The organism is Hymenobacter cavernae, assembly GCF_014641455.1.
Taxonomy (GTDB): Bacteria; Bacteroidota; Bacteroidia; order Cytophagales; family Hymenobacteraceae; genus Hymenobacter; species Hymenobacter cavernae.
In genome coordinates this window covers 780,997-802,400 of record NZ_BMHT01000002.1, presented here as the reverse complement: position 1 = coordinate 802,400, position 21,404 = coordinate 780,997, and the positions used below count along the sequence as shown (strand labels likewise).

Sequence of the window (21,404 nt, the reverse complement as noted above, 5' to 3'; positions counted from 1 at the left end):
TCTATCAGCAAATTATAGCATATTCTTGAAATGAGGATTCAGATTAGAATTTATATCTCCAGTCAATAATTGATTATATACTATAGCAAGTGCGACTAGCGAAAGACCTTTATCCCTAGTTACCGGCTTTCCAGAATCATGCGATAATTCATTTGCAAGAACTACGATTTGGTTTAGAAGCGACTTGATAGAGTCCTCTCTAAATTCCTTGACTTCTTTTACTAGATCACCTAACATTAAATCAGAATAATCCTTCTTAACATTGATTTGTCTATATCGATAACAGCATTCAACCTTTAAAATTGATTCAAAAACTCTCCTAACGCTATTTGATTTTTCACATATAACATCCTTATCTGTTAATTTTTCATCTTCAAGGGCGATTTTAACCTTGTTTAACCTCAGTCCTGCGTCAATCAGATTTACCCTGTAAAGTATCTTTTTAGAATCACTTGAAGACAACCCTATTCGTTTAGGAATGATAACAGATGAAAAGATAGGTGTATTTATACAGTAATAAACTTCTATAGCATCTTGCGTTCTAGCGACTGCTGTTTTTGAGAAATTGGTATTATCGTCAAAGAAATTAAATTCTTGCGCGTTATTAGAAATCAATTTCTTAATCTCCTTATCTTTCATTGCATAACCTCTCAATAATATTATAGGAGCACGTTCTGTATTAATTATACGAAGTTCATTAAAATGCAACACAGAAGCGTATAAGTCAGCAGGAAAGACAAAGCTCCTCATCTCCTTATCTATCACGTTTTCTATCTTACCTCTGTAATCATGCCACTTCATGACTAAGCAATTATCCTTTATTTCAATACCTTCTATTGAATCCCAGCTGCCTGCGTCAAGAAAGTCCATGATAACTAATCCTCTTGTTTCATTTATCAGTTTATCAAGCAAGCTCTTGGCTTCTACAATATCATTAGTCTCTGTCCATGAATATTGACTTAATACATGTCTAAAAATTTCTATGCCGTTTATAAGTGGATCCATCTATTTATTCTTTTATGCCATAAATATAGCATTAAACACTGTTTCTAATTGTAGATAATTTGAGCAAAAAAGTTGATGAAGCATTGAATTAGCTCCGCCGAATCTCTTCTTTAATCTCCTCCACAAACTGCGCGAACTCCGGTTCGGCTTCCACGTTTGGGTGCCAGGCTAGGCCCATCTCGGCGAGGTTGTATTGGTGCTGCTGGTTGATGGTGGCGCCGGGCAGCAGGTTGCCGGCGGCGTCGCGTTCGTAGCCTAGCAGCCAGAGGCGGTCAGCGAGGGCGGTGGTGGTGACGATGTCGTGGGAGACGATGATGACGGTGTTGAGCTCGTCCATGGTGGTCACTTCCACGATGATCTTTTTCACCTCATCGATCATGGCGATGTCGAGGCCAGAGAAGGGCTCGTCGAGCAGGATAAGGTGGTCGGAGCAGAGGAGCTGCTGGGCAATGGCGGCCCGTTGGCGTTGTCCGCCGGAGAGGTGAGCCGGGTACTTTTTGCGGTGCGGCGTAAGGCAGAAGCGCTCCAGGTAGCTTTCCACCTGCTGACGGGCTTCCTCGGGGTTGTACTTGCGCTCGGCGGCCACCAGCAGGTTATCGACCAGCGTGCGGTGATTGAACAGCGGGTAGCGCTGCTGCACGAAGCCCACCGCACCCGGCTTCACGGGCTCTTGCTCCACGCCTACTTGCACGGTGCCCTTCGTGGGGGCCACGAGGCCGGCCATAATGCGGCACAGCACCGACTTGCCAATACCCGAGCGGCCGTAGAAGCCGACTACCTGCCCTTGCTTCATGTTGGGCCGCACCACGTCGAGCACCTGGGCGCTGATGTCGCGCAGCACCAGCTCGCCCCCGAAGGACATGGAGACGTTGTCGAGCGTGAGAACGGGTTCTTTATAGAAATAGGGAGTCATGGTTTTTTGAGGGAGTGTTGTTCAACGATTGGGCCTCACCCCTAGCCCCTCTCCGAAAAGTAGAGGGGAACTAGCGTCTAGTTTTTGGGGCTAGCTTTTAAGTCAGAAGTCTAGTGTTAGAGCTAGTCCCCCTCTCCTCTTCGGAGAGGGGGCTAGGGGGTGAGGCGCCACGCACCACGCTACTTGGCCGCACCCAGCCACGAGTAAGGAAAAAACACGCGGCGCAAGAGCACGAACACATAGTCTTGCAAAGCCCCTGTGGCTAGAATAACTAGCTGAATGGCCACCACGCCATCCAAATGCAGGTAGCGGTTTTGCTTGTAGAGCAGCAGGCCGATGCCGCCTTCCGACTGGTACAGCGTTTCGACCAGCGTAATCATGGTCCAGATGATGGCGAAGTTTTGGCGCACGACTTCCAGCATTTCGTCGAGCTTACCGAGCACGACCACTTCGTAGAAGGCGCGCCACTCGCTCATACCTAGGGTGCGGGCATGGTCCATTTCCTCCTGCGTGGTGGTCAGGATGACGCTGGTCATGCCGGTGACGAGGTAGACCGTCGCGCCGAAGATGAGCACTGAGAGCTTCACTTCGTGGCCCGAGCTGACCATCAGGGCCATGAAGAACGTGAGGCCGGTGAGCGTCAGGTAGCGCATCTTGGTAGCCGCGTAGGCGATGGGCCGGAAGAAAGGCAGCGCCGTGAGATAGGAAATTAGTAGGGCCAGCACCGTGGCAATGGCAATGGATTGTAGGGCCGTCGTCATGCTCGCCCACAGCTCCTGGATAAGGCCTTGATCGGCAATCAGGCTACCCAGGGAGCGGAACACTTCCCCTAGGCTCGGGAAAAGTTGCAGCGGGTAGAACATCCAGAGCAGCAGCAGCACGAATGCCTGCGTGGCCACCATCGACATAAATACCAGTCGCTGCGGGTTGGCATTAGGGGAAAATAGCTCTTTCATGGGAGAGGTATAATTAACAAACCTGAACGTCATGCTGAACTTGTCGAACCGGAGGAAGGCGTAAGTCAAGCATCTCTACCGCTTCGCTAGAACGTCATTCCGAGCCCTGCGAGGAATCTCGCGTGCGGTCGTTGTAGTGGTAACTTCCTGACGATTGAGATTACCATTGCACGCGAGATTTCTCCCGCTGGTCGAAATGACGTTCTGGTTGTTTACACTATTAGTTGCCTAGCACCACCTCCACGCGGCGGTTTTGGGCGCGGCCTTCGGGGGAGGCGTTGCTGGCGACGGGCTCGGTGGCGCCGTGGGCGTACACTTGAACGCGGCCGTCGGGGAAGGCGCTGGAGCTTTTTTGTTCCAGCCAGTGCTCCACGGCCAGGGCGCGGTCTTCGGAAAGTTGCTGGTTGCGCTGCGGGTCGCCGACGTTGTCGGTGTGGCCGTGCACGGCTACTTTCAGGCGGCCAGCTACCACTAGGTCGTCAAAGAGCTGGTTGAGCTGACGTTGCGTTTCGGGCGTGAAGGTACTCTTGCCGGTTTCGAACTCAATGTTCCAGGCCCGCTTGCTCACGCTCTGGCGGATTTCGTCGTCGGCGGCAAACTTCTGCGTTTCGGCCGGGGCAATGGCTTTACCTTTGTATTGCTCTTGCAGTTTGCGTAGCAAATCTAGGTCGAGCATTTCATCGAGCGGCACGTAGTTCGGCAACTCCTTTGGGTACAGCCGCTTCTGCACGTCGCCGAAGGTTTTGTAGACGGAGGCGTAGATATTGGTGCCACCGTTGTCGAGGCCGAATAAGGTCAGGTTGTCAGCGAAGTTAAAGGCCTTGCTACCACCTAGCTCCACCACTTCGCCGTTGCGGTCGGTTTCGCTCACGCCTTTGTAGTACTTGAGCCAGTAGGCGCCGGGCTTGTCTTGGTCGGCGTACACGGCGGCGGAGATGTCGGCGGCGCGTTGCAGGGCTTCGGGGTGCGACTTTACTTGGTCGCCGGCCACGGCCATGGCGGTCATGATGCCGCTAACTTCTTTCTGATGAGCGTCATACCAGCGCTTGGTCGTCACCATAATGTTGGGCATCTGGTTCGAGTAGTCCTTGGTCGAGACGATGTTCACGAGGCCACCTTTCTGCTTGGCAATGTTCACGTCGCCGGGGGTCCAGGTGGCGACGCCGTCGGCTACCACGTCTATTTTCACGCCGGTATTCTTGCCGTTTACCACTTTCGTGCGCGACTCCGGCTTGCCGACGATGTACTTTTCGGCGGCTACCAGGAAGTCGCTGGCGGCCATAAAGTTCACAGCTTCGGGGTCGTAGGTCGTTTCGTCAGGGTTGACTTTCAGGCCGTTGTCGGCGCACCATTTCAGGGCAATGTTCTGGTCACCGTCGCGCAGATAGCAGGCAATGGTTTTGCCGAGGGCCGATTTCGGGTTGTCGAGCCATTCTTTCGGGCCCATCAGCTTGTCTTCGCCAAACGATTTACCGCAGCTATAAGGCAGAATCTGCAAGCTGGTACCTGCCTTTTGCAACTGCATTTGCACGGCCGAGAAAGCCGGCAAACCGTCACCCATGATGCTGACAATCAGGCCCGGCGTTTCGGGGTTGTTCTGCAAGTCGATGGCGTTCTTCACGAGGTCGGCCTGCATTTTCGATACGTCGTCTTGCCGCACAATCTGCATGTTGAGGCCGTTGGCAGCCATGCTAGAACCTTGCGTGGTGCGCGGGCCGCCGTTGGCGAGCATACCAGCCATTTGCGAGTTCCAGGCCATTACTTCCCACACCACCGGCGAGCCTTTTTCAGCAGGCGTGGCGCTCGGCAGCGGGGCCAGCGGCACGGCGATGTTGGCGCGAGAGCCACCACTAGCCGTGGGCAGTTCAATGGAGTTGAGTAATACCGATTGGGCTTCGGCTTTTTTGAACACGGCACCGCTGGAAACCAGCTTGTTGATGCCAAAGTAAAGGAGCACTGCGAGGAGGGCACCTAGTACTATTTTACCACGAGTAGTCATTTTCGTAAAGACAAAAGGAGGTTGGTGCGCCGGTTTCGGCGCAAGATTTCTGAGTTGGTTCTAGGGAATTAGGCTAGCTGAGCTAGCTACCTAGGCAGTCTGTCATGCTGAGCTTGCCAAAGCATCTCTACCGCTCCGCTAGCACGTCATTCCGAGCTTGCGAGGAATCTCGCGTACAGTTGTTGTGGTGGTAACTTCCTAACAGTTAGGATTACCGCTACGGTAGAGATGCTTCGGCTGCGCTCAGCATGACGTTCTGATTAGCCTTAGCTTAGCCGACCAGGCAAGCCAGACCTAGGCTGAGGAGGGCACTAATCAAGGAGGCTAGAATAGGCATCGTCGGTGGCTTTGCGAGTTTGGGCAGCGTTTAGGGTGTTGATGGGCTTTTCTTCCATGATGGCGTTGAAGTCGCCTTTCTGATATTTCTCCAGCAGGCACTGGCCTTTCTCGCTCATCACGCCGTTCTGGATGTCCATTTCCTTCACAAACTCCTGGCTATAGCGCATGGCCTGCTTGATTTGGCCGAGCTGCTGGGCCATGTCTTGAGCGACGCGGTCGGTGGCTAGGTCGAAGAAGTACTTCTTGTCGGGGTCGCCGCGGAGGATGTTCATGGCAGCACGCATGCCAGAGCTGGTGCGTTTCACGAGCTCGTACTCATCTTTTAATAGGTTGACCTTGAACTTGCTACCGTCGATTTGGCGCAGGGCGGCTTTCAAGATTTGGCGCATCACCAGCGTCACGTTGGCCGTGGTGGTGAGCATAGGCTGCAGGCGCTGATTGTACTCCTGCAGCTGGGCGGCGCGGGAGGCGTAGCTTTCGGCGGCGTCCTTCTCCCCCTGGCGGCCAGCGGAGCTAGCTAGCGAGAGGTACTCCTTCATCTGCTCGGTGTTAGCGTTCATCTTGCGTTTCACCAGCTCGTGGGCCCCTTCGATATGGCCGACTTCGGCGTTCATCTTGTGGGCTTCCTGCTCGGTGTTGCGGATGTAGTCTTCCATAATGCCAATCGGGTCCGTATTGACGAAGATGCCCGCGGCTGTACGAAAAATGCGCTGCCCGGCGTACCACAGCCCAGCCTTGATGCGCTTATTGGTAGCCAGCAAAAACAGCACGAACAGCGCCCCTACCCCGATACCTAGCTTCACAGTATCAAACACGATGTCAACCAGATACGGCACGATCTGGCCCCAGAAGTACACGCCCGCGGCGGCCGCACCTGCTAAAAAGACCCAGCCAGCGGCTTTTTCCGGCTTCTGCCACTTGGGCAAGCCAGCATCTTGAGAAGAAGGAGAGAGTAACGTGTTCATTTTGGAAGGGTTGAATGTTGGGTTTTAAGTTTTGAATGACTGAGTGCTTCGGCGACTCACTGGCTTAGTGATTGAATTGAAGCGACTACTGATAGGCTTGGAGCCACTCACCACCTCACCATTTCACTATTTCACCATAGCACCGACGGCTTGCCGGTGCGCCTTCAAATCGGCGGTGGCACTGGCGTTGGCTAGCTCGTAGGAGGCGAGGGCGGCGGTAGCTTTTTGGCGCTCGTCGTTGAGCTGCTGCTGGGCGGCCACGAGTTGCTGACTCTTCTCCTCTAGCTTGCGCGTGAGGTCGGCTAGGTCGGCTTGCAGTTGCTTTTCTTGTTGTAAGAGCTGCACAATGGCGCTCGGCGGCGCTTTTGGCGTCTGGGTTTCGCCTAGCTTTTCGCGGTGGCGCTCCAGCACTTTGTTGCGGTCGGCGGCTAGCTTTTGCTCGAATTGGTCGGCGGAGGCTAGCAGGCTAGGTAGGTCGAGGCTAGTGATGGCGGCAAAGGCGTTGAAGGCCGTTTGGTAGAGCACCGGGCCAGCTAAGCCACTGGCGGCCATGCTCTTCACCATTTTGGTGTAGGCCACGAAGTCTTTGCCGTCGCCGGCCAGCAGCGCGCTAATGTGGTCGAGGTGGCGCTGCTCGGGCTGCGTGACGGTGGCAGTTGGCGCCGATCCGAAGGCCGCTGGACTAGCTGCTACGGGCGGCACGTAAGGCGTTTGCGCCGTTGGCAGCGGCCGAGTTGGTTCGGCCTTCGCCGCACCGTGGCCGTCGTCTTCGATGAAAAAGTCTTTCGCCGCTTTGGCGATGTTGTCCAGGATAGCCATTGGAAAGGCAGGTTGGTGATTGAGTACATGGACCTAAATCCAACACCGGTGCCGTTCCCGAAAATTATTTTTGGTTAGCTATTTAATGTATTGATAATCAGATGTATAATAAAAATATCCCTGCCAAGCGCTAGGCCTGACAGGGACATTTTTTCCATTATGGAAATGGATTTCTTTTCAGAATAATAAGCAGCTAAATAGGTGTACAAACCTACCTAGCATGGTTTATCAGAATTGAAGGGTTGCCTTTTGTTTATTCCTTCACAAAGCGCCGCACAACTTCCTTATCCTCCGCGTGCATGCGCAGTAGATAAAGGCCTGGCACTAAGTTTCCAACGCCTACTTTACTACCCGGCTCCAACGTTCCGCTTTGCACCGATATGCCTTCGTCATTCACCACGTCGTAAGCCAACGCGTTGCGTAAGTTCTTGATTGATAGCTCATCAAAGGTTGGGTTAGGATATACCTCCAGCTCCGAATCGTTGAAGGCCAGCAGGCTAGCTCCTGGGTGTAAGGTCAGGGTTGGGTTGCCCTCTAGCGTGTACACGGGCTGACCGTTGGTAGCTAGGTTTTGCGAATATTCCACTACCCGCGCATAATACGTTCGCCGTGGATCGAGGCCCTTGAGCAGCACCGCGCTTGTATCGCCGTTGGCAACCACGAAGGTGCCGTTACCTAGGTCGGTGCCCTGGCCAAACGTTGAGTTGGCCAGATAACGCAGGCCATCGGCGGGGAAAGCATCAACCGGACTGTCGGCTTTTAGCAGCACCAAGCGACGCGTGCCGCTGCCATTGCGCCACTGTAGTTGCTCGCTGGTGGAGTCGCGGGAAGTGGTGGTGAGTTCGGTGGCATTCTGCTCGGGTGCGAACAAATCGTGCTCGGGCCAGCTCGTCACGCCACGGATGCACGACCAACCTAGGTGGTCGAGGTCTGCCCAGAACTGCGGATCGGAACTACTGCTACTCAGTAGGATAGCCCAGGTGTAGCCGCCGTTTGTACGCACCAGGTAGCTGGCAGAGCCATCGAGGTAGCCGGTGTGCCACCAAGCGCTACGACTTATCTGCCAGCCTTTGGCATAGCCGGAGTTTACGGCGGAAGGCTGCGCCATCGTGCTGATGGTGGCGGGAGCCAGCACATCGGGGCGCGTGGCGAATCCATCGGCGGCCAGCATCAAACGGACTAGGTCACGGGCCGAGAAGAGCCAACCGCCGTGCGCCTTCATGGCTTCCAGGTTGAAGCCGCCGTACGCACGCGGCACTTTCTGCCCGGTGCCGTAGCACGAAAGCATCTTGGCGGTGCTCTGATATTCCGTTTCGCGCTCCTGCCGGTCGGCCTGCCGGTTACGACCTAGGTGTGCCTCCAGCACGCCGCTCGGCTGAAGAATATGCTCGCGCACCCACGTCTCATACGACTGATGCGCAACGACTTCCACCAGCTTTCCTAAAATCAGGTAGCCGATATTAGAGTAAGCGTAGTGCGAGCCGGGCGCGTAGTTCAGGCCTTTCGTCAGCATGAAGCGCACCAGCACCGAGTCGGCCACCGGGTTCGAGGCCTTCATAGCCTGCGTTACGTGCAGCGGAAAATCAATCGGGTCGCAGCCGCCGAAACCGTCGCAGCCAATGGTACGGTCCCAGCCGGCGGTGTGCTCCAGCAGCTGCTGCACCGTGATGTTGTAGAGCCGCTCATCCGTAATTGCGCCGGTATAATAGGCATCGTTGAGGTAACCGGCCGGGCCAAATACTTTGTGCGACAAGTTAAGCTGACCTAGCTCGGTGAGCTTCATAATTGCCAGAGCCGTCACCGATTTCGATACGCTTGCCACCCGCAGTAAGTGGTACGGCTGCAAAGGCGTAGTGCGGGCCAGGTCGGCGTGGCCGAAAGCCCGTTCGTACACGAGTTTACCGTTGCGCGTGATGGCCACCGAAGCCCCCAGCACGTTCCAGCGCTTCACAAACTGCTGGATGGTGGCATCGCAGGAAGCTAGCTCCGGAACCGCGACGCCGGTTTGGGCTGCCGCTTTTAAGGTAAATAGTACGAGAAAGAGGGTAAATAATTTCTTCAAATAGAGGTAATAATCAGGTACGGGCAGCGGCGCTGCCTGTACCTCTGTTAGAGAAATAGTTTTATTAGATTATATCCGTAGCAAGCAGCTGCTGGCGCTCTACCCGAATCTGGATTATCCTATCGGCAATAAATTGATTACAAATACCTTGAGCGAACCCACAATCTACTCTCAAGCCTAGTACAGCAAAGACTAAGAAGCGCCCAACGAGCTTCCAGCCTCTTTTTTTCATACAAGTAGTATCATTAATCTAATAGACTCAGCCACAAGCGGCGCTTATCGTTTTTTTGGAATAAACTAATTTTCTAAGAGCCAAGAACCTAGATTCGGCAAATCCAAAAAGCGTGCCTGACCAGCCAGCGCGTAGCGAACCTAGGTTGTGCTATCGAGCAGTTCTTTTTAGCTTAGCCCGCAGTAGTCTACCTAGGTTGGAAGCCGTGCGGGCATGTGCCTCTGCGCTCTTGGAGCTAGGGCAACTCAGCACAAACCCTGTGGAATTGAGAAACTAGGCCTTTATTTACAGGCGTCATTTCCTTTTTCAAGGTGTTTCTCTTCCAATGCAGCCCTAATTCACAGGCCGCGTCTCTTGGCTTGAGTTTTCCGCAATTCTGCCTAAACTACGCTTCTATTCCATCTCCAAAACCTGAATTGCTTTGAAAAGACGTGAATTTGTGGGCCTGACCAGCCTGGCGGCCGGAGCGTTGTTCCTGCCGAGTATTCCCGGGTTTGGGGGCTCGTTGGTCGACCCGGAGCGCCTGCTGGAGCAGGTGGACCCGGCCGTGAAAAAACGCATGGCCGACGCGGCCCTGAACGCGGCCAAGTCGGCTGGTGCTACGTATGCTGATGTGCGCATCGGCCGCTACCTCAACCAGAGTGTTTTCACCCGCGAGAAGCAGGTGCAGAACATTGCCAGCGGCGAGAGCTACGGCGCCGGTGTGCGCGTAATTGCCAACGGCACCTGGGGCTTCGCGGCCACCAATTCCGTCACGGAAGCCGGCCTCGCGAAAGCCGCGCAGCTGGCCGTGCAGATTGCCAAAGCCAACTCGAAAGTGCAGAAAGAGCAAGTGCAGCTCGCTCCCCAGAAAGGTTACGGCGAAGTGAGCTGGAAAACGCCGATTCAGCAGAACGCTTTTGAGGTGCCCATTGCGCAGAAAGTAGAATTGCTGCTGGCCGCCAACGCTAAAGCGCTGGACAACGGAGCTAGCTTCGTGAACTCGTCGCTATTCCAGATCAACGAGCAGAAGTACTTTGCCAGCACCGACGGCTCCTATATTGATCAGGACATTCACCGCATTTGGCCAACCTTCACCGTTTCGGTGGTCGACCGGGCCACGGGCAAGTTCCGCTCGCGTGACGCGCTCAGCTCGCCGATGGGCCTAGGTTACGAGTATCTCACGCCGAAGGCCGTTGATCAGGTTGCGGGCCCCGCGGGTACTGGCCTGATCGGCTACCGCAATAGCTACGACATCCTGGCTGATGCCACGTTGGCCGCCAAGCAAGCCAAGGAGAAAATCACGGCTAAGTCGGTGGTGCCAGGCAAGTACGATTTGGTGCTCGACCCCAACCACCTAGGTCTGACGATTCACGAAAGCATCGGCCACGCCACCGAGCTTGACCGCGTGCTGGGCTACGAGGCCAACTACGCCGGTACCAGCTTCGCCACCCTCGATAAGTGGAAAACGAAGAACTTCCAGTACGGCTCGAAGCTGGTGAACATTGTGGCCGACAAGACGCAGCCCGGCTCCCTAGGTGCCGTGGGCTACGACGATGAAGGCGTGAAGACCGGCCAGTGGGACCTGATCAAGAACGGCGTGCTCGTTGACTACCAGAAGATTCGCGACCAGGCCGGCATCGTAGGGCAAGACCACTCCGATGGCTGCTGCTATGCTCAATCGTGGCAGGATGTGCAGTTTCAGCGCATGGCCAACGTGAGCCTGCAACCCGGCACGGCCAAGATGAGCGTGGACGACATGATCAAGAACGTGGACAAAGGCGTTTACATCGCCGGGCGCGGCTCTTATTCTATTGATCAGCAACGGTATAACTTCCAGTTTGGCGGCACCGTGTTCTACGCCATCGAGAAAGGCAAGATTGCCGGCATGATCGAAGACGTAGCCTACCAGGCCAACACGCAGGAGTTCTGGAACAGCTGCGCCGCCATCTGCGACCGGTCGGACTACCGCATGTTCGGCTCCTTCTTCGACGGCAAAGGCCAGCCTTCGCAGGTATCGGCCGTGAGCCACGGCTCGGCCACCACGCGCTTCAACGGCGTGAACGTGATTAACACCGCCCGCAAGATTGGGTAACTTCTTAGCTGTTAGCTCTTAGCTGCTGGCTGTTGGCTTTTTAAGCTGACTTTCAGAACGAAAGCAAAGAGTTAATAGCCATCAGCTAACAGCTCCTTACAAAAACATACATGGCAATTCTTTCCAAAGACGAAGCGCAGACCATCCTGAAGAAGGTGCTTAGCTTCAGTACGGCCGACGAGTGCGAGGCCACGCTCAATGGCGAAATCGGCGGCAACGTTCGCTCGGCACGCAACACCATCTCCACCGCGGGCGCCGTCGACAACGTGTCGCTGGCTGTGGAGTCGCGGTTTGGCAAACGCTCGGGTGTCGCCACCTGCAACCAGTTCGACGACGCCACCCTGCGCCGCTGCGTGCAGCGCGCCGAAGAAATCGCGAAGCTAGCCCCCGAAAGTCCGGAGTACGTGCCCCTGCTCGGACCGCAGCAATACCTGACTGCACCCGCGTCTTTTGCACAGAGCACGGCTAACATCACGCCCGACTACCGCGCCCAGCAGACGGCCGCCAGCATGCAGCTCTGCGACACGAAAAAGCTGGACTCCGCGGGCTTCCTGGAAGACTCCGCTGGCTTCATTGCCAAGCGCAACAACAAAGGACTTGAGGCTTATCAGCAGGTAACAGGCCTTTCGTACTCCGTGACGGTGCGCACCAAGGAAGGCACCGGCTCGGGCTACGCCACGGCCGACTTCAACGATATTTCGAAGTTCGATGCCAAGATTCTGACCCAGATTGCGGCCGACAAAGCCACCGGCTCGGTGGGGGCTAAGGCCATGGAGCCGGGCAAATACACCGTGATTCTGGAGCCGGCCGCGCTGGTTGCCAACACGGATGCTTCGTTGCTAGGTGCCCTGATGAACGCCTTCGACGCCCGCAATGCCGATGAAGGCCGCTCGTTTCTGAGCAAGAAAGGTGGCGGGAATCGCAAGGGCGAGAAGATGTTCGATGAGCGCGTGACCATCTACTCCGACCCCACGCACGCCGAAATCCCCGACCTGACATTCTCGCCCGATGGCCGCCCGCAGAAGAAGGTGACCTGGATTGAAAAAGGAGTAGTTAAGAACTTGTACAGCACGCGTTTCTGGGCGCAAAAAGGCAACATTCCGGATATCCCGCGGCCCGGTGGCTGGATTATGGAAGGCGGCACCCAGACCACGGCCGACCTGATCAAAGGCACGCAGAAAGGTATTCTGGTCACGCGCCTGTGGTACATCCGCCCCGTTGACCCACAAACACTATTATTTACAGGCCTGACGCGCGACGGTACGTTCTACATCGAGAACGGCAAGATCAAGCACCCGGTCAAGAACTTCCGCTTCAACGAGTCGCCTGTTATTATGCTCAACAACCTGGAAGCCATTGGTAAGCCCGTGCGCCTGGCCGGCAACCTGGTGCCGCCGCTGAAGATTCGGGATTTCACCTTCACCAGTCTGTCGGACGCCGTGTAGTTGGTAGCGCGGGGTAGTGCTCCGCGCTATTTGTACTTACACCATCATTTTACTCGGGCATATCAAAATTCTACTCCTTTGAAAAGACGTGACTTTGTAGGCTTAACCAGCTTAGCGGCTGGCGCCTTGTTCCTGCCAAGCATTCCGGGCTTCGGTCTGGGCAACTCAGTGGACCCGGCGCAGCTGCTCGACCAGGTAGACACTGCCGTAAAAAAACGCATGGCCGACGCGGCCCTGAACGCGGCCAAGTCGGCCGGGGCTAGCTACGCCGATGTGCGCATTGGTCGCTACCTCAACCAGGGCATTTTTACCCGCGAGAAGCAGGTGCAGAACATTGCCAACACCGAGAGCTACGGCATCGGGGTGCGCGTGATTTCCAACGGCACCTGGGGTTTCGCCGCAACCAACGACGTGACGGAAGCCGGAGCCGCCAAGGCCGCCCAAACGGCTGTCGGCATTGCCAAGGCCAACTCGAAAGTGCAGAAAGAGAAAGTGCAGCTCGCTCCCCAGAAAGGTTACGGCGAAGTGAGCTGGAAAACGCCGATTCAGCAGAACGCTTTTGAGGTGCCGATTGCGCAGAAAGTAGAGCTGCTACTGGCGGCCAACGCCAAGGCGCTGGACAACGGAGCTAGCTTCGTGAACTCGGCCTTGTTCCAAGTGAATGAGCAGAAGTACTTTGCCAGCACCGACGGCTCCTACATCGACCAGGATGTGCATCGCATCTACCCTACGTTCGGGGTGACGGTGGTCGACCGCGCTTCGGGCAAGTTCCGCTCGCGCCAGTCGCTCAGCTCACCGATGGGCCTAGGGTACGAGTACCTCACGCCCAAAGCTGCCGACAAAGTAGCCGGCCCCGCTGGTTCCGACATCACGGGCTACAAGATGAGCTACGACATGCTGGAGGATGCCGCCGCCGCTGCCAAGCAAGCCAAGCTGAAGATCAATGCCAAGTCGGTGGTGCCGGGCAAATACGACCTCGTGCTCGACCCGCACCACCTAGGTCTCACGATTCACGAAAGCGTGGGTCACCCGCTGGAGCTCGACCGCGTGCTGGGCTACGAGGCCAACTATGCAGGCACGAGCTTCGCCACCTTGGATAAGTGGAAGAGCGGCAAGTTCCAGTACGGCTCGAAGCAGGTGAATATCGTGGCCGACAAGCTGCAACCCGGCTCACTCGGCGCTGTGGGCTACGACGACGAAGGCGTGAAAACCAAGCAGTGGGATTTGATCAAGGAAGGCATTCTGGTGAACTATGAGAAGATCCGCGACCAGGCGGGCATGGTAGGCCAGAACGAATCGGATGGCTGCTGCTACTCGCAGTCGTGGCAGGATGTGCAGTTCCAGCGCATGCCCAACGTGAGCTTGCAGCCCGGCAAGGACAAGCTCTCCGTTGATGAGTTAGTAAAAGGCGTTGACAAAGGCATCTACATTGCCGGCAACGGCTCCTTCTCCATCGACCAGCAGCGCTATAACTTCCAGTTTGGCGGGCAGGTGTTCTACGCCATCGAGAAAGGCAAAATCACGGGCATGCTGGAAGATGTGGCGTACCAGGCGAACACGCAGGAGTTCTGGAACAGCTGCGCCGCTACTTGCGACGCATCGGATTACCGTTTCGCGGGCTTCTTCAACGACGGCAAGGGTCAGCCAGCCCAAAGCTCGGCGGTAAGCCACGGCTCGGCCACCACGCGCTTCAACGGCGTGAACGTGATTAACACGGCCCGCAAGATTGGATAAGTTGTTAGCTCTTAGCTGCTGGCTGTTAGCTTTTTTTAGCTGACCTTCAGAACGAAAGCTAACAGCTAACAGCCAGCAGCTACAGCTCAAAAGAACCATGGCTATTCTCTCCAAAGACGAAGCGCAGAATATTCTTAAAAAGGTCATCAGCTTCAGCAAAGCCGATGAGTGCTCGGCCACGCTGAACGGCCGCATGCGCGGCAACATTCGCTACGCACGCAACAACGTCAGCACGGCCGGCGCTTCCGATAATGTGTCACTGGTAGTGGAGTCGCGCTTTGGCAAGCGGGCCGGCGTGGCTACGTGCAATCAGTTCGACGACGACACGCTGCGCCGTTGCGTGCAGCGTGCCGAGGAAATTGCCAAGCTAGCTCCCGAAGACCCGGAGTATGTGCCGCTGCTAGGTCCGCAGCAGTATCTTACGCCAGTTTCCTTTGCCCAAAGCACGGCCAGCATCACGCCCGATTTTCGGGCGCAGGTGGCCGGTGATAGTATTGCGGCGTGCCAGTCGCGCAGCCTCACGGCGGCGGGCTACCTGGAAGACGGCGCTACGTTCACGGCCCTGCGCAACAGCAAAGGTCTGGAAGCCTATCAGCAAGGCACGAACCTCGACTTTTCGGTGACGGTGCGCACAGCCGACGGCAAAGGCTCGGGCTATGCCGTAGCCGATTTCACCGACGTATCGAAGTTTGACGCAAAGGCCATTACCAAAATTGCCGCCGATAAAGCCGCAGGCTCCGTCAATGCGCAGGCAATGGAGCCAGGCAAGTACACCGTCATTCTGGAGCCGGCCGCGCTGGTGTCGGATGAAGGCTTGCTCAATCGCCTGTTCTACGAGCTAGGTGCCCGCGAAGCCGACGAAGGCCGCAGCTTCCTGAGCAAGAAAGGCGGCGGCAACAAGCTAGGTCAGAAGCTGTTCGATGAGCGTGTGACGATCTACTCCGACCCGCTGAACCCGGAAGTGCCGAGCAACGTGTTCGACGGCGACGGATTGCCCGCCAAAAAGATGACGTGGATTGAGAAAGGCGTGCTCAAGAACCTGTACTACTCGCGCTTCTGGGCCGAGAAAAACAAGGTGGCCGCCACGGCTTTCCCCAACAACTTCATCATGACCGGCGGCACCCAGACTACGGCCGACCTGATCAAAGGCACGGCGAAAGGCATTCTGGTGACACGCCTGTGGTACATCCGCGACGTAGACCCACAGTCGTTGCTGGTAACGGGCCTGACGCGCGACGGTACGTTCTACATCGAGAACGGCAAGATCAAGCACCCGGTGAAGAACTTCCGCTTCAACGAGTCGCCCGTTATTATGCTCAATAACATCGAGGCCATTGGCAAGCCGCAGCGCCTAGGTGGCAACCTGGTGCCGCCGCTGAAGATTCGGGATTTCACCTTCACCAGTTTGTCGGACGCGGTGTAAACCTAGGTTTTCATTTCAACAAAAAGGCCGGTAGCATGTGCTACCGGCCTTTTTGTTGAAGTGCTCACGTTGTTTACTGGAAAGCGTAGCCTACCGAAAACTCGAATGCCCGGTTGTGCAGCCCGCCCATGTCCTCGAAATACTTACGCGCAGCCTTCGTCTGGCTGTTGTTGTCGATATCCGTGAGGCCATAGTTTAGCCGAACCGCCGCGACAAACCCGTTTTTCAAATCAATACCTAGGCCACCGCTCACGCCTACGTCGCTTTTGTAGTCTTTCGTCGTCTCGACATCCGCCGTTTGGTACGAGGAGCCGCTGCTGGACGACGTGTAGCTTATCTGACCCGCTTCGCGTGCGGACAAGCGTACGCCGAACTGCGGCCCAACCTGGATGTTGAACACGTTACCCAGGTAGATCTTGGCCAGCACCGGCACATTCAGGTACGTGAGTTTGGTCTTGCTTTTCAGGTCCACATATTGAAGCGGAAAGGTGTTCTTCGAGCCTTGCTGCGAATACGTGAGTTCGGGTTGAAGGGCAAAATGCGCCGACGGCCGCCAGCGCAGAAACACCCCGGCATGAAACCCAGCTTTGTACTCCGTGTCCTGATTGATGGTCCCGTCGAGGACGGCTTGGGTCAGGCCCGCTTTGATGCCAAAGCTGGTGGTTGATTGCGCTTGTACGGCATGCGTACTCAGCGTGATGGCACTAAGCAAAGCGAGGGGAAAGAACGCTTTCATCAACAAACTATCTTTAAATTTTATATATAAATGTTCGCAAAGGTAATAGCCGCTAGTGCTCTTGTATCATACCACAGTTCTTTCATCAACAAAAAGCCCTAGGCCCATAACAGGACCTAGGGCGTTGCACCCTCTTACATGACTTATTGGAGAGACCGTGCTTTTTTTGTTAAATCGTTGTTTGTAAGCAGCTTATAGCGAACTGAACTGGTAGCTAAGCGAAGCCTGCACCACCTGGTTGCGGAGCTTTCCATAGTAGTTCACGTTCTGGGGCTTATCGGTGATAGAGCGTAAGCCCGTGTAGGAGCGCACACTTAGGCCAAAACCAGCCGGCAGCTGCACGCCAGCCCCACTGCATAAGCCAACGTCAAGCTTATGGTAGCCATCGGTAGCAGGGCGATTGAAGTAAGCTTCGTGCGTACCTGCGATGGTTCCGTACGTGGCATTTCCTTTCTCGTGAGCAGCTAGCAGCAAGCCAACCTGAGGGCCAGCTTCCACATAGAAACGGCCGAAAGATGCACGCGCCAGCACGGGCACATTCAGGTAGCTTAACCGCAGACGGTAATTGGCCTCGTAGCCACCATCCGCAATGCCCGACTCTTCTATGCGAAGGCGCGTACGCTGCCGGCTAAACTGCACTTCCGGCACCAACGAAATTCGCTTCGTCAGCTTCTGCTGATAGAATACGCCCACCTGATAGCCTAGCCGACTATCTGCTTCAGCGTGCTGGAACTCGTCATCGGTTTTGGCCGAGACGGTGGCGGCATTAGCGCCCACCCGGATACCCATCTGCGCCTGGGCAGCACCTGTAAGCAGCAGACCAGTGAGGGTAATAATGATTCGTTTCATATAGAATAGAAAGGCAAAAACAAGCGTCTTCGTGGCGCTTTTTCACCTAGAGCTGCTCTTGGCCGCAAATGGTTGCATGAGGACCTTCTGGCGCCTGCTACCACTGCTACTTTCCTAGCTGCAACGCGACGTAGCCCTGAAACACGCGGTTCTTAAGCCGGGCGTCGTTCACCCCGCTGAGGTTGTCCACATCGTTGATGTTATTAATACCCGCATTGAACCTAGCTCCGACCAGGAAATAACCTAGCTTCAGTCCGGCTCCGGCGCAGAGGCTGAAGTCGCCGCGCTTGAAGTCGTCGGTAGCTTTGCGCTTTATATCGGCGTAGGTAGTGCCGGTTTGCATAGTGCCCTCCTTCTCGGCTTTATAGAGGAAGGAAAATTGCGGCCCGGCCTCCACAAACACAGGCCCGACGCGCACCTTGGCCAGCACCGGCACAGCGAAGTAATTCAGCTTGTTATCGAAGTTCTCGAACTGCGTTTTCCAGCTGCTCTTGTTCAGCGAGTACAGCAGTTCGGGCTGGATGGAGAGCGGACCTAGGATGTTGGCTTCGTAGAAGATACCCGCGTGATAGGAGGTGCTATACTTGGTATCGGCGTTGACGTTCTCCCCGTTCAACACGGCCTGGTTGATGCCGGCTTTTATCCCAAACTGTGCTTGGGCACTAAAAACCAAGAGCAGAAAAGGCATGACTAGCGCTAATCGTTTCATGCAAATGAGAGTGAGTGTGGAAGAAAATACCCGGAAAAGACTATACGCTGAAAGGTCAAAACTATTGTAATAGCCGCCCGCTATTTAGTCTGGCTGAACAACGGATTACTACTCAGAACCTAGCTTTTAGCTGCCCGGCTTCATTGATCAACTTGTTATTAAAAGCAAGGTTTTTTTGTGAAGTAGCGCAGTTGCGAGCCACCTTAGCGGTCAGACTTGTGTCTCTTGCCTGTTTTTCGTTCGACTGTCGTCTCCTTTATGCCCGCTCCTTTCACGTTCGTGCGCCTCCAATACCACTCCGGCGATTGGGATGGCGTGGATGAGCGTATGCCGACCAACCTGCTTCACTCGCTTATTCAGTACACGAAAGTGCCTGTGACTTCGAAGGAGAAAGTGGTAGCCCTCGACAGCCCCGAGCTGTTCAATTATCCTTTTTGCTACCTGTCGGGGCACCGGCTGGTGCAGTTTTCGGCCCAGGAGAAGAAGAACTTCACGCAGTACGTGCGCAACGGCGGCTTTGTATTCGTGGATGACTGCAACCACGACATCGACGGGCTGTTTGCCCGCTCCTTTGAGGAGCAAATGCGCCAGTGCTTCGGGGCCGGCGCGCTCAAGAAGATTCCCAAAACGCACCCGGTTTACAGCTCCTTTTTTACCTTCAAAGACGGCCCACCGCCGACCTCGTTCGAGCTGAACGGCTGGGGCGACGACCTCGTGCACGACTACCTGAAAGGCATCGAAATCAATGGCCGCCTCGGCGTGCTCTACTCCAACAAAGACTACGGCTGCGAGTGGGACTACGATTTCCGCAACAAGCGCTTCCTGGCCGAAGACAACACCAAGTTCGGGGTGAACATCCTGATCTATGCGCTGACGGCCTGATGAGCTATTAGCTGATGGCTACTAGCTGTTAGCTTTTCCATAAGCAACCTCAAAACCGATACTCTGAACGAAAGCCAACAGCCATCAGCTAACAGCTTAAAACACACATGACTGAACAAGAACTCAAGAGCCTGCTTGCCAAGCTCCCGCCCTTGCGGGAAGAAATCGGAAAAATTATCGTCGGCCAGACGCAGGTGCTCGATGAAGTGCTGGTAGCCTTGCTGGCCGGCGGCCACGCCCTCCTGGAAGGCGTACCGGGCCTGGCCAAAACGCTGCTCGTGCGCACCTTGGCCAGCGCCACCGACCTGCCCTTCCGCCGCATCCAGTTCACCCCCGACCTGATGCCGACCGACATCCTAGGTACCGAAGTGCTGGAGGAAGACCACGGCACCGGCCACCGCTCGTTCAAGTTCAACGAAGGCCCCATTTTCGCTAGCCTCGTGCTGGCCGACGAAATCAACCGGACGCCGCCCAAAACCCAGGCCGCGCTGCTCGAAGCCATGCAGGAAGGCCACGTGACTTACGCCGGTCAGGAGCACGCTTTGCCCAAGCCCTTCTTCTTGCTGGCAACCCAAAACCCCATCGAGCAATCGGGTACTTACCCGCTGCCGGAAGCGCAGCTCGACCGTTTTCTGCTGTACATCCGTATTGGCTACCCTACTGAGCAAGAAGAGCTATCGGTGCTCAGCGGCACCACTGGTACGGCGCGGGCGGAAGTGCGCTCGGTACTCGGGGGCGAGGATATTCGGCAGCTTCAGCAGCTGGTGCGTCAGGTGAGCCTCAGCCCCGAGCTGCTCAGCTTTGTGAATCGCCTCGTGCGGGCCACGCGCCCGGCCACGAGCACCGTGAAGTTTATTCAGGACTACGGCCGCTGGGGCGCGGGGCCGCGGGCCGGGCAGGCGCTTATTCTCTGCGCCAAAGCCAGGGCGCTGTTGCAAGGCCGTTTTGCCGCTACGCTGGATGATATTAAGACTTTAGCCCCGCCAGTGCTCCGCCACCGCGTGCTGCTCAACTTCAACGCCGAAGCCGAAAACCTGACGCCCGACGATGCCGTGGCCGAGCTGCTGAAGGCGGTGCCGGTATAAAAAGTCTGTCATCCTGAGCTTGCATTCCGCGCATCAAGCGGCGTGACCAGCCTCTCTTAAGCCCAAAGCTCAGCTATACGCCCAAAGCCTTTTCGTACGGCACCAAAGCTAGCTTTAAGGGCCTAGGCTAATTTAAGGCTTAGGGCTTTGAAAAGAGCTTTTCGCTTATAAAGAGGGAGGTCACGCCGCTTGATGCGCGGAATGCAAGCTCAGGATGACAGCCGACTAACAACGAGCAACTAAAAACAAACAACGAACACATGCTCAACCCCGAAACCCTGCACGCGCTGCGCAACTTGCCGCTCTCGGCCAAGCAGGCCGCCGAAGGCTTTCTGGCCGGGCAGCACCAGAGCCGACGCAAGGGCGTGGGGATGGAGTTCAGCCAGTACCGACCGTATCAGCCCGGCGACGACCTGCGCCGCCTCGACTGGCGCTTGGCGGCCCGCTCTGATCGGTACTACATCCGCGAGTCGGAGGTGGATACCAGCGTGACGGTGCACCTGCTGCTGGATGCCAGCGCCAGCATGAACCACCAGGACGACAACGGTTTAACGAAGCTAGCTTATGCCCGCCTGCTGCTGGCGGCGCTGGCGTACTTAGCTCAGAACCAGGGCGACGCAGTTGGCTTAACGATTCTGCATCCGAATGGGCTTCAGCACATTCCGCCCCGTGCCGATACGCGGCAGCTACCTAGGTTGTTTCACGCGCTGGAAAGCACGGAAGCATCCGGCAGCTTTCCAACCACCAGCACCCTGGCCCCGCTCACTGCCCGGCGACAGCGCGCTATTACCATCTGCGTGAGCGACTTGTACGAGGAAGAGTCGGAAATTAACAGCCTGCTGACGCGGCTGCGGGTGGCTTCCGGCGAGATTATGCTGCTGCACCTGTTGGCCCGCAACGAGCTGCATTTCACCTACCGCGGCACCGTTACGTTCGAAGACCTTGAAACCGGCCGCACGCTCCAGCTCGACGCCGACCAGCAGCGCAACGCCTACCAGGAGGAACTCCAAACTTGGCTGCGCACCACGGCCCAGGAAACCCGCCGCCAGGGCTTCGACTACCACCAACTCGACACCGCCGAACCGCTCGACCGCGCCATGCGCGAGTTCCTGCGCAAACGCGACGCAATGGGCTAGGATCACCAAGCCACTCCACGTTCTCACTTCTACGCTCTACG

General features: G+C 56.0%; 17 protein-coding genes. 7 read left to right on the top strand and 10 right to left on the bottom strand.

Annotated features, from left to right (window positions below; genetic code table 11):
• Positions 1-12: 12 nt before the first annotated feature.
• From IEX74_RS07715 to IEX74_RS07685, 7 genes are all read right to left on the bottom strand, one after another.
• On the bottom strand, positions 13-1,005 hold the full coding sequence (locus IEX74_RS07715; protein ID WP_188812763.1) for a hypothetical protein: 993 nt from the start codon (positions 1,003-1,005) through the stop codon (positions 13-15).
• A gap of 88 nt (positions 1,006-1,093) precedes the next feature.
• Positions 1,094-1,918, bottom strand: a complete 825-nt coding sequence (locus IEX74_RS07710) for an ATP-binding cassette domain-containing protein (RefSeq protein WP_188812761.1) — start codon at positions 1,916-1,918, stop codon at positions 1,094-1,096.
• A gap of 179 nt (positions 1,919-2,097) precedes the next feature.
• Positions 2,098-2,874 (bottom strand): ABC transporter permease, encoded by a 777-nt coding sequence (locus IEX74_RS07705; protein WP_188812759.1) that lies wholly within the window; start codon positions 2,872-2,874, stop codon positions 2,098-2,100.
• Positions 2,875-3,094: 220 nt separating this feature from the next.
• Entirely contained in the window at positions 3,095-4,831 is a 1,737-nt protein-coding gene (locus IEX74_RS07700) for an OmpA family protein (RefSeq protein WP_188812758.1), read from the bottom strand.
• 353 nt (positions 4,832-5,184) lie between these two features.
• Positions 5,185-6,177, bottom strand: coding sequence for a PspA/IM30 family protein (locus tag IEX74_RS07695; protein WP_188812756.1), 993 nt, complete (start codon positions 6,175-6,177; stop codon positions 5,185-5,187).
• A 126-nt stretch (positions 6,178-6,303) separates the two neighbouring features.
• A complete protein-coding gene (locus tag IEX74_RS07690; RefSeq protein WP_188812754.1) occupies positions 6,304-6,996 on the bottom strand; it encodes a hypothetical protein in 693 nt (230 codons plus the stop codon).
• 253 nt (positions 6,997-7,249) lie between these two features.
• The gene (locus IEX74_RS07685) at positions 7,250-9,058 is read right to left on the bottom strand and encodes a serine hydrolase domain-containing protein (protein ID WP_188812752.1); all 1,809 of its coding nucleotides are present in this window, start codon (positions 9,056-9,058) and stop codon (positions 7,250-7,252) included.
• 653 nt (positions 9,059-9,711) lie between these two features.
• Here IEX74_RS07685 and IEX74_RS07680 point away from each other — a divergent pair.
• From IEX74_RS07680 to IEX74_RS07665, 4 genes are all read left to right on the top strand, one after another.
• Positions 9,712-11,364, top strand: coding sequence for a TldD/PmbA family protein (locus IEX74_RS07680; RefSeq protein ID WP_188812750.1), 1,653 nt, complete (start codon positions 9,712-9,714; stop codon positions 11,362-11,364).
• A 110-nt stretch (positions 11,365-11,474) separates the two neighbouring features.
• A complete protein-coding gene (locus IEX74_RS07675; RefSeq protein WP_188812748.1) occupies positions 11,475-12,809 on the top strand; it encodes a TldD/PmbA family protein in 1,335 nt (444 codons plus the stop codon).
• A gap of 78 nt (positions 12,810-12,887) precedes the next feature.
• Positions 12,888-14,543 carry a TldD/PmbA family protein gene (locus IEX74_RS07670; protein ID WP_188812746.1) on the top strand — a complete coding sequence of 552 codons (1,656 nt, stop codon included), beginning with the start codon at positions 12,888-12,890 and terminating at the stop codon, positions 14,541-14,543.
• Positions 14,544-14,640: 97 nt separating this feature from the next.
• Positions 14,641-15,966, top strand: coding sequence for a TldD/PmbA family protein (locus IEX74_RS07665; RefSeq protein ID WP_188812744.1), 1,326 nt, complete (start codon positions 14,641-14,643; stop codon positions 15,964-15,966).
• Between the two features lie 73 nt (positions 15,967-16,039).
• On the opposite strand, the gene IEX74_RS07660 is transcribed toward IEX74_RS07665, so the two are convergent.
• The 3 genes from IEX74_RS07660 to IEX74_RS07650 all read right to left on the bottom strand — a co-directional run bounded on the left by IEX74_RS07660 (position 16,040) and on the right by IEX74_RS07650 (position 18,260).
• Positions 16,040-16,702, bottom strand: coding sequence for a porin family protein (locus IEX74_RS07660; RefSeq protein ID WP_188812742.1), 663 nt, complete (start codon positions 16,700-16,702; stop codon positions 16,040-16,042).
• 192 nt (positions 16,703-16,894) lie between these two features.
• A complete protein-coding gene (locus IEX74_RS07655) occupies positions 16,895-17,551 on the bottom strand; it encodes a porin family protein (protein WP_188812740.1) in 657 nt (218 codons plus the stop codon).
• 106 nt (positions 17,552-17,657) lie between these two features.
• Positions 17,658-18,260 carry a porin family protein gene (locus IEX74_RS07650; protein ID WP_188812738.1) on the bottom strand — a complete coding sequence of 201 codons (603 nt, stop codon included), beginning with the start codon at positions 18,258-18,260 and terminating at the stop codon, positions 17,658-17,660.
• Between the two features lie 258 nt (positions 18,261-18,518).
• Between IEX74_RS07650 and IEX74_RS07645 the strand changes: the two genes are divergently transcribed.
• The 3 genes from IEX74_RS07645 to IEX74_RS07635 all read left to right on the top strand — a co-directional run bounded on the left by IEX74_RS07645 (position 18,519) and on the right by IEX74_RS07635 (position 21,363).
• On the top strand, positions 18,519-19,142 hold the full coding sequence (locus tag IEX74_RS07645; protein ID WP_188812735.1) for a DUF4159 domain-containing protein: 624 nt from the start codon (positions 18,519-18,521) through the stop codon (positions 19,140-19,142).
• A gap of 107 nt (positions 19,143-19,249) precedes the next feature.
• Positions 19,250-20,227, top strand: a complete 978-nt coding sequence (locus tag IEX74_RS07640) for an AAA family ATPase (RefSeq protein WP_188812733.1) — start codon at positions 19,250-19,252, stop codon at positions 20,225-20,227.
• A 260-nt stretch (positions 20,228-20,487) separates the two neighbouring features.
• Positions 20,488-21,363 (top strand): DUF58 domain-containing protein, encoded by an 876-nt coding sequence (locus IEX74_RS07635; protein ID WP_188812731.1) that lies wholly within the window; start codon positions 20,488-20,490, stop codon positions 21,361-21,363.
• Positions 21,364-21,404 lie beyond the last annotated feature (41 nt).

Coding starts and splice junctions, on each gene's coding strand:
- IEX74_RS07715 (WP_188812763.1), bottom strand. CDS start 1,005: ATGGATCCACTTATAAACGGCATAGAAATTTTTAGACATGTATTAAGT.
- IEX74_RS07710 (WP_188812761.1), bottom strand. CDS start 1,918: ATGACTCCCTATTTCTATAAAGAACCCGTTCTCACGCTCGACAACGTC.
- IEX74_RS07705 (WP_188812759.1), bottom strand. CDS start 2,874: ATGAAAGAGCTATTTTCCCCTAATGCCAACCCGCAGCGACTGGTATTT.
- IEX74_RS07695 (WP_188812756.1), bottom strand. CDS start 6,177: ATGAACACGTTACTCTCTCCTTCTTCTCAAGATGCTGGCTTGCCCAAG.
- IEX74_RS07690 (WP_188812754.1), bottom strand. CDS start 6,996: ATGGCTATCCTGGACAACATCGCCAAAGCGGCGAAAGACTTTTTCATC.
- IEX74_RS07675 (WP_188812748.1), top strand. CDS start 11,475: ATGGCAATTCTTTCCAAAGACGAAGCGCAGACCATCCTGAAGAAGGTG.
- IEX74_RS07665 (WP_188812744.1), top strand. CDS start 14,641: ATGGCTATTCTCTCCAAAGACGAAGCGCAGAATATTCTTAAAAAGGTC.
- IEX74_RS07660 (WP_188812742.1), bottom strand. CDS start 16,702: ATGAAAGCGTTCTTTCCCCTCGCTTTGCTTAGTGCCATCACGCTGAGT.
- IEX74_RS07655 (WP_188812740.1), bottom strand. CDS start 17,551: ATGAAACGAATCATTATTACCCTCACTGGTCTGCTGCTTACAGGTGCT.
- IEX74_RS07650 (WP_188812738.1), bottom strand. CDS start 18,260: ATGAAACGATTAGCGCTAGTCATGCCTTTTCTGCTCTTGGTTTTTAGT.
- IEX74_RS07645 (WP_188812735.1), top strand. CDS start 18,519: ATGCCCGCTCCTTTCACGTTCGTGCGCCTCCAATACCACTCCGGCGAT.
- IEX74_RS07640 (WP_188812733.1), top strand. CDS start 19,250: ATGACTGAACAAGAACTCAAGAGCCTGCTTGCCAAGCTCCCGCCCTTG.
- IEX74_RS07635 (WP_188812731.1), top strand. CDS start 20,488: ATGCTCAACCCCGAAACCCTGCACGCGCTGCGCAACTTGCCGCTCTCG.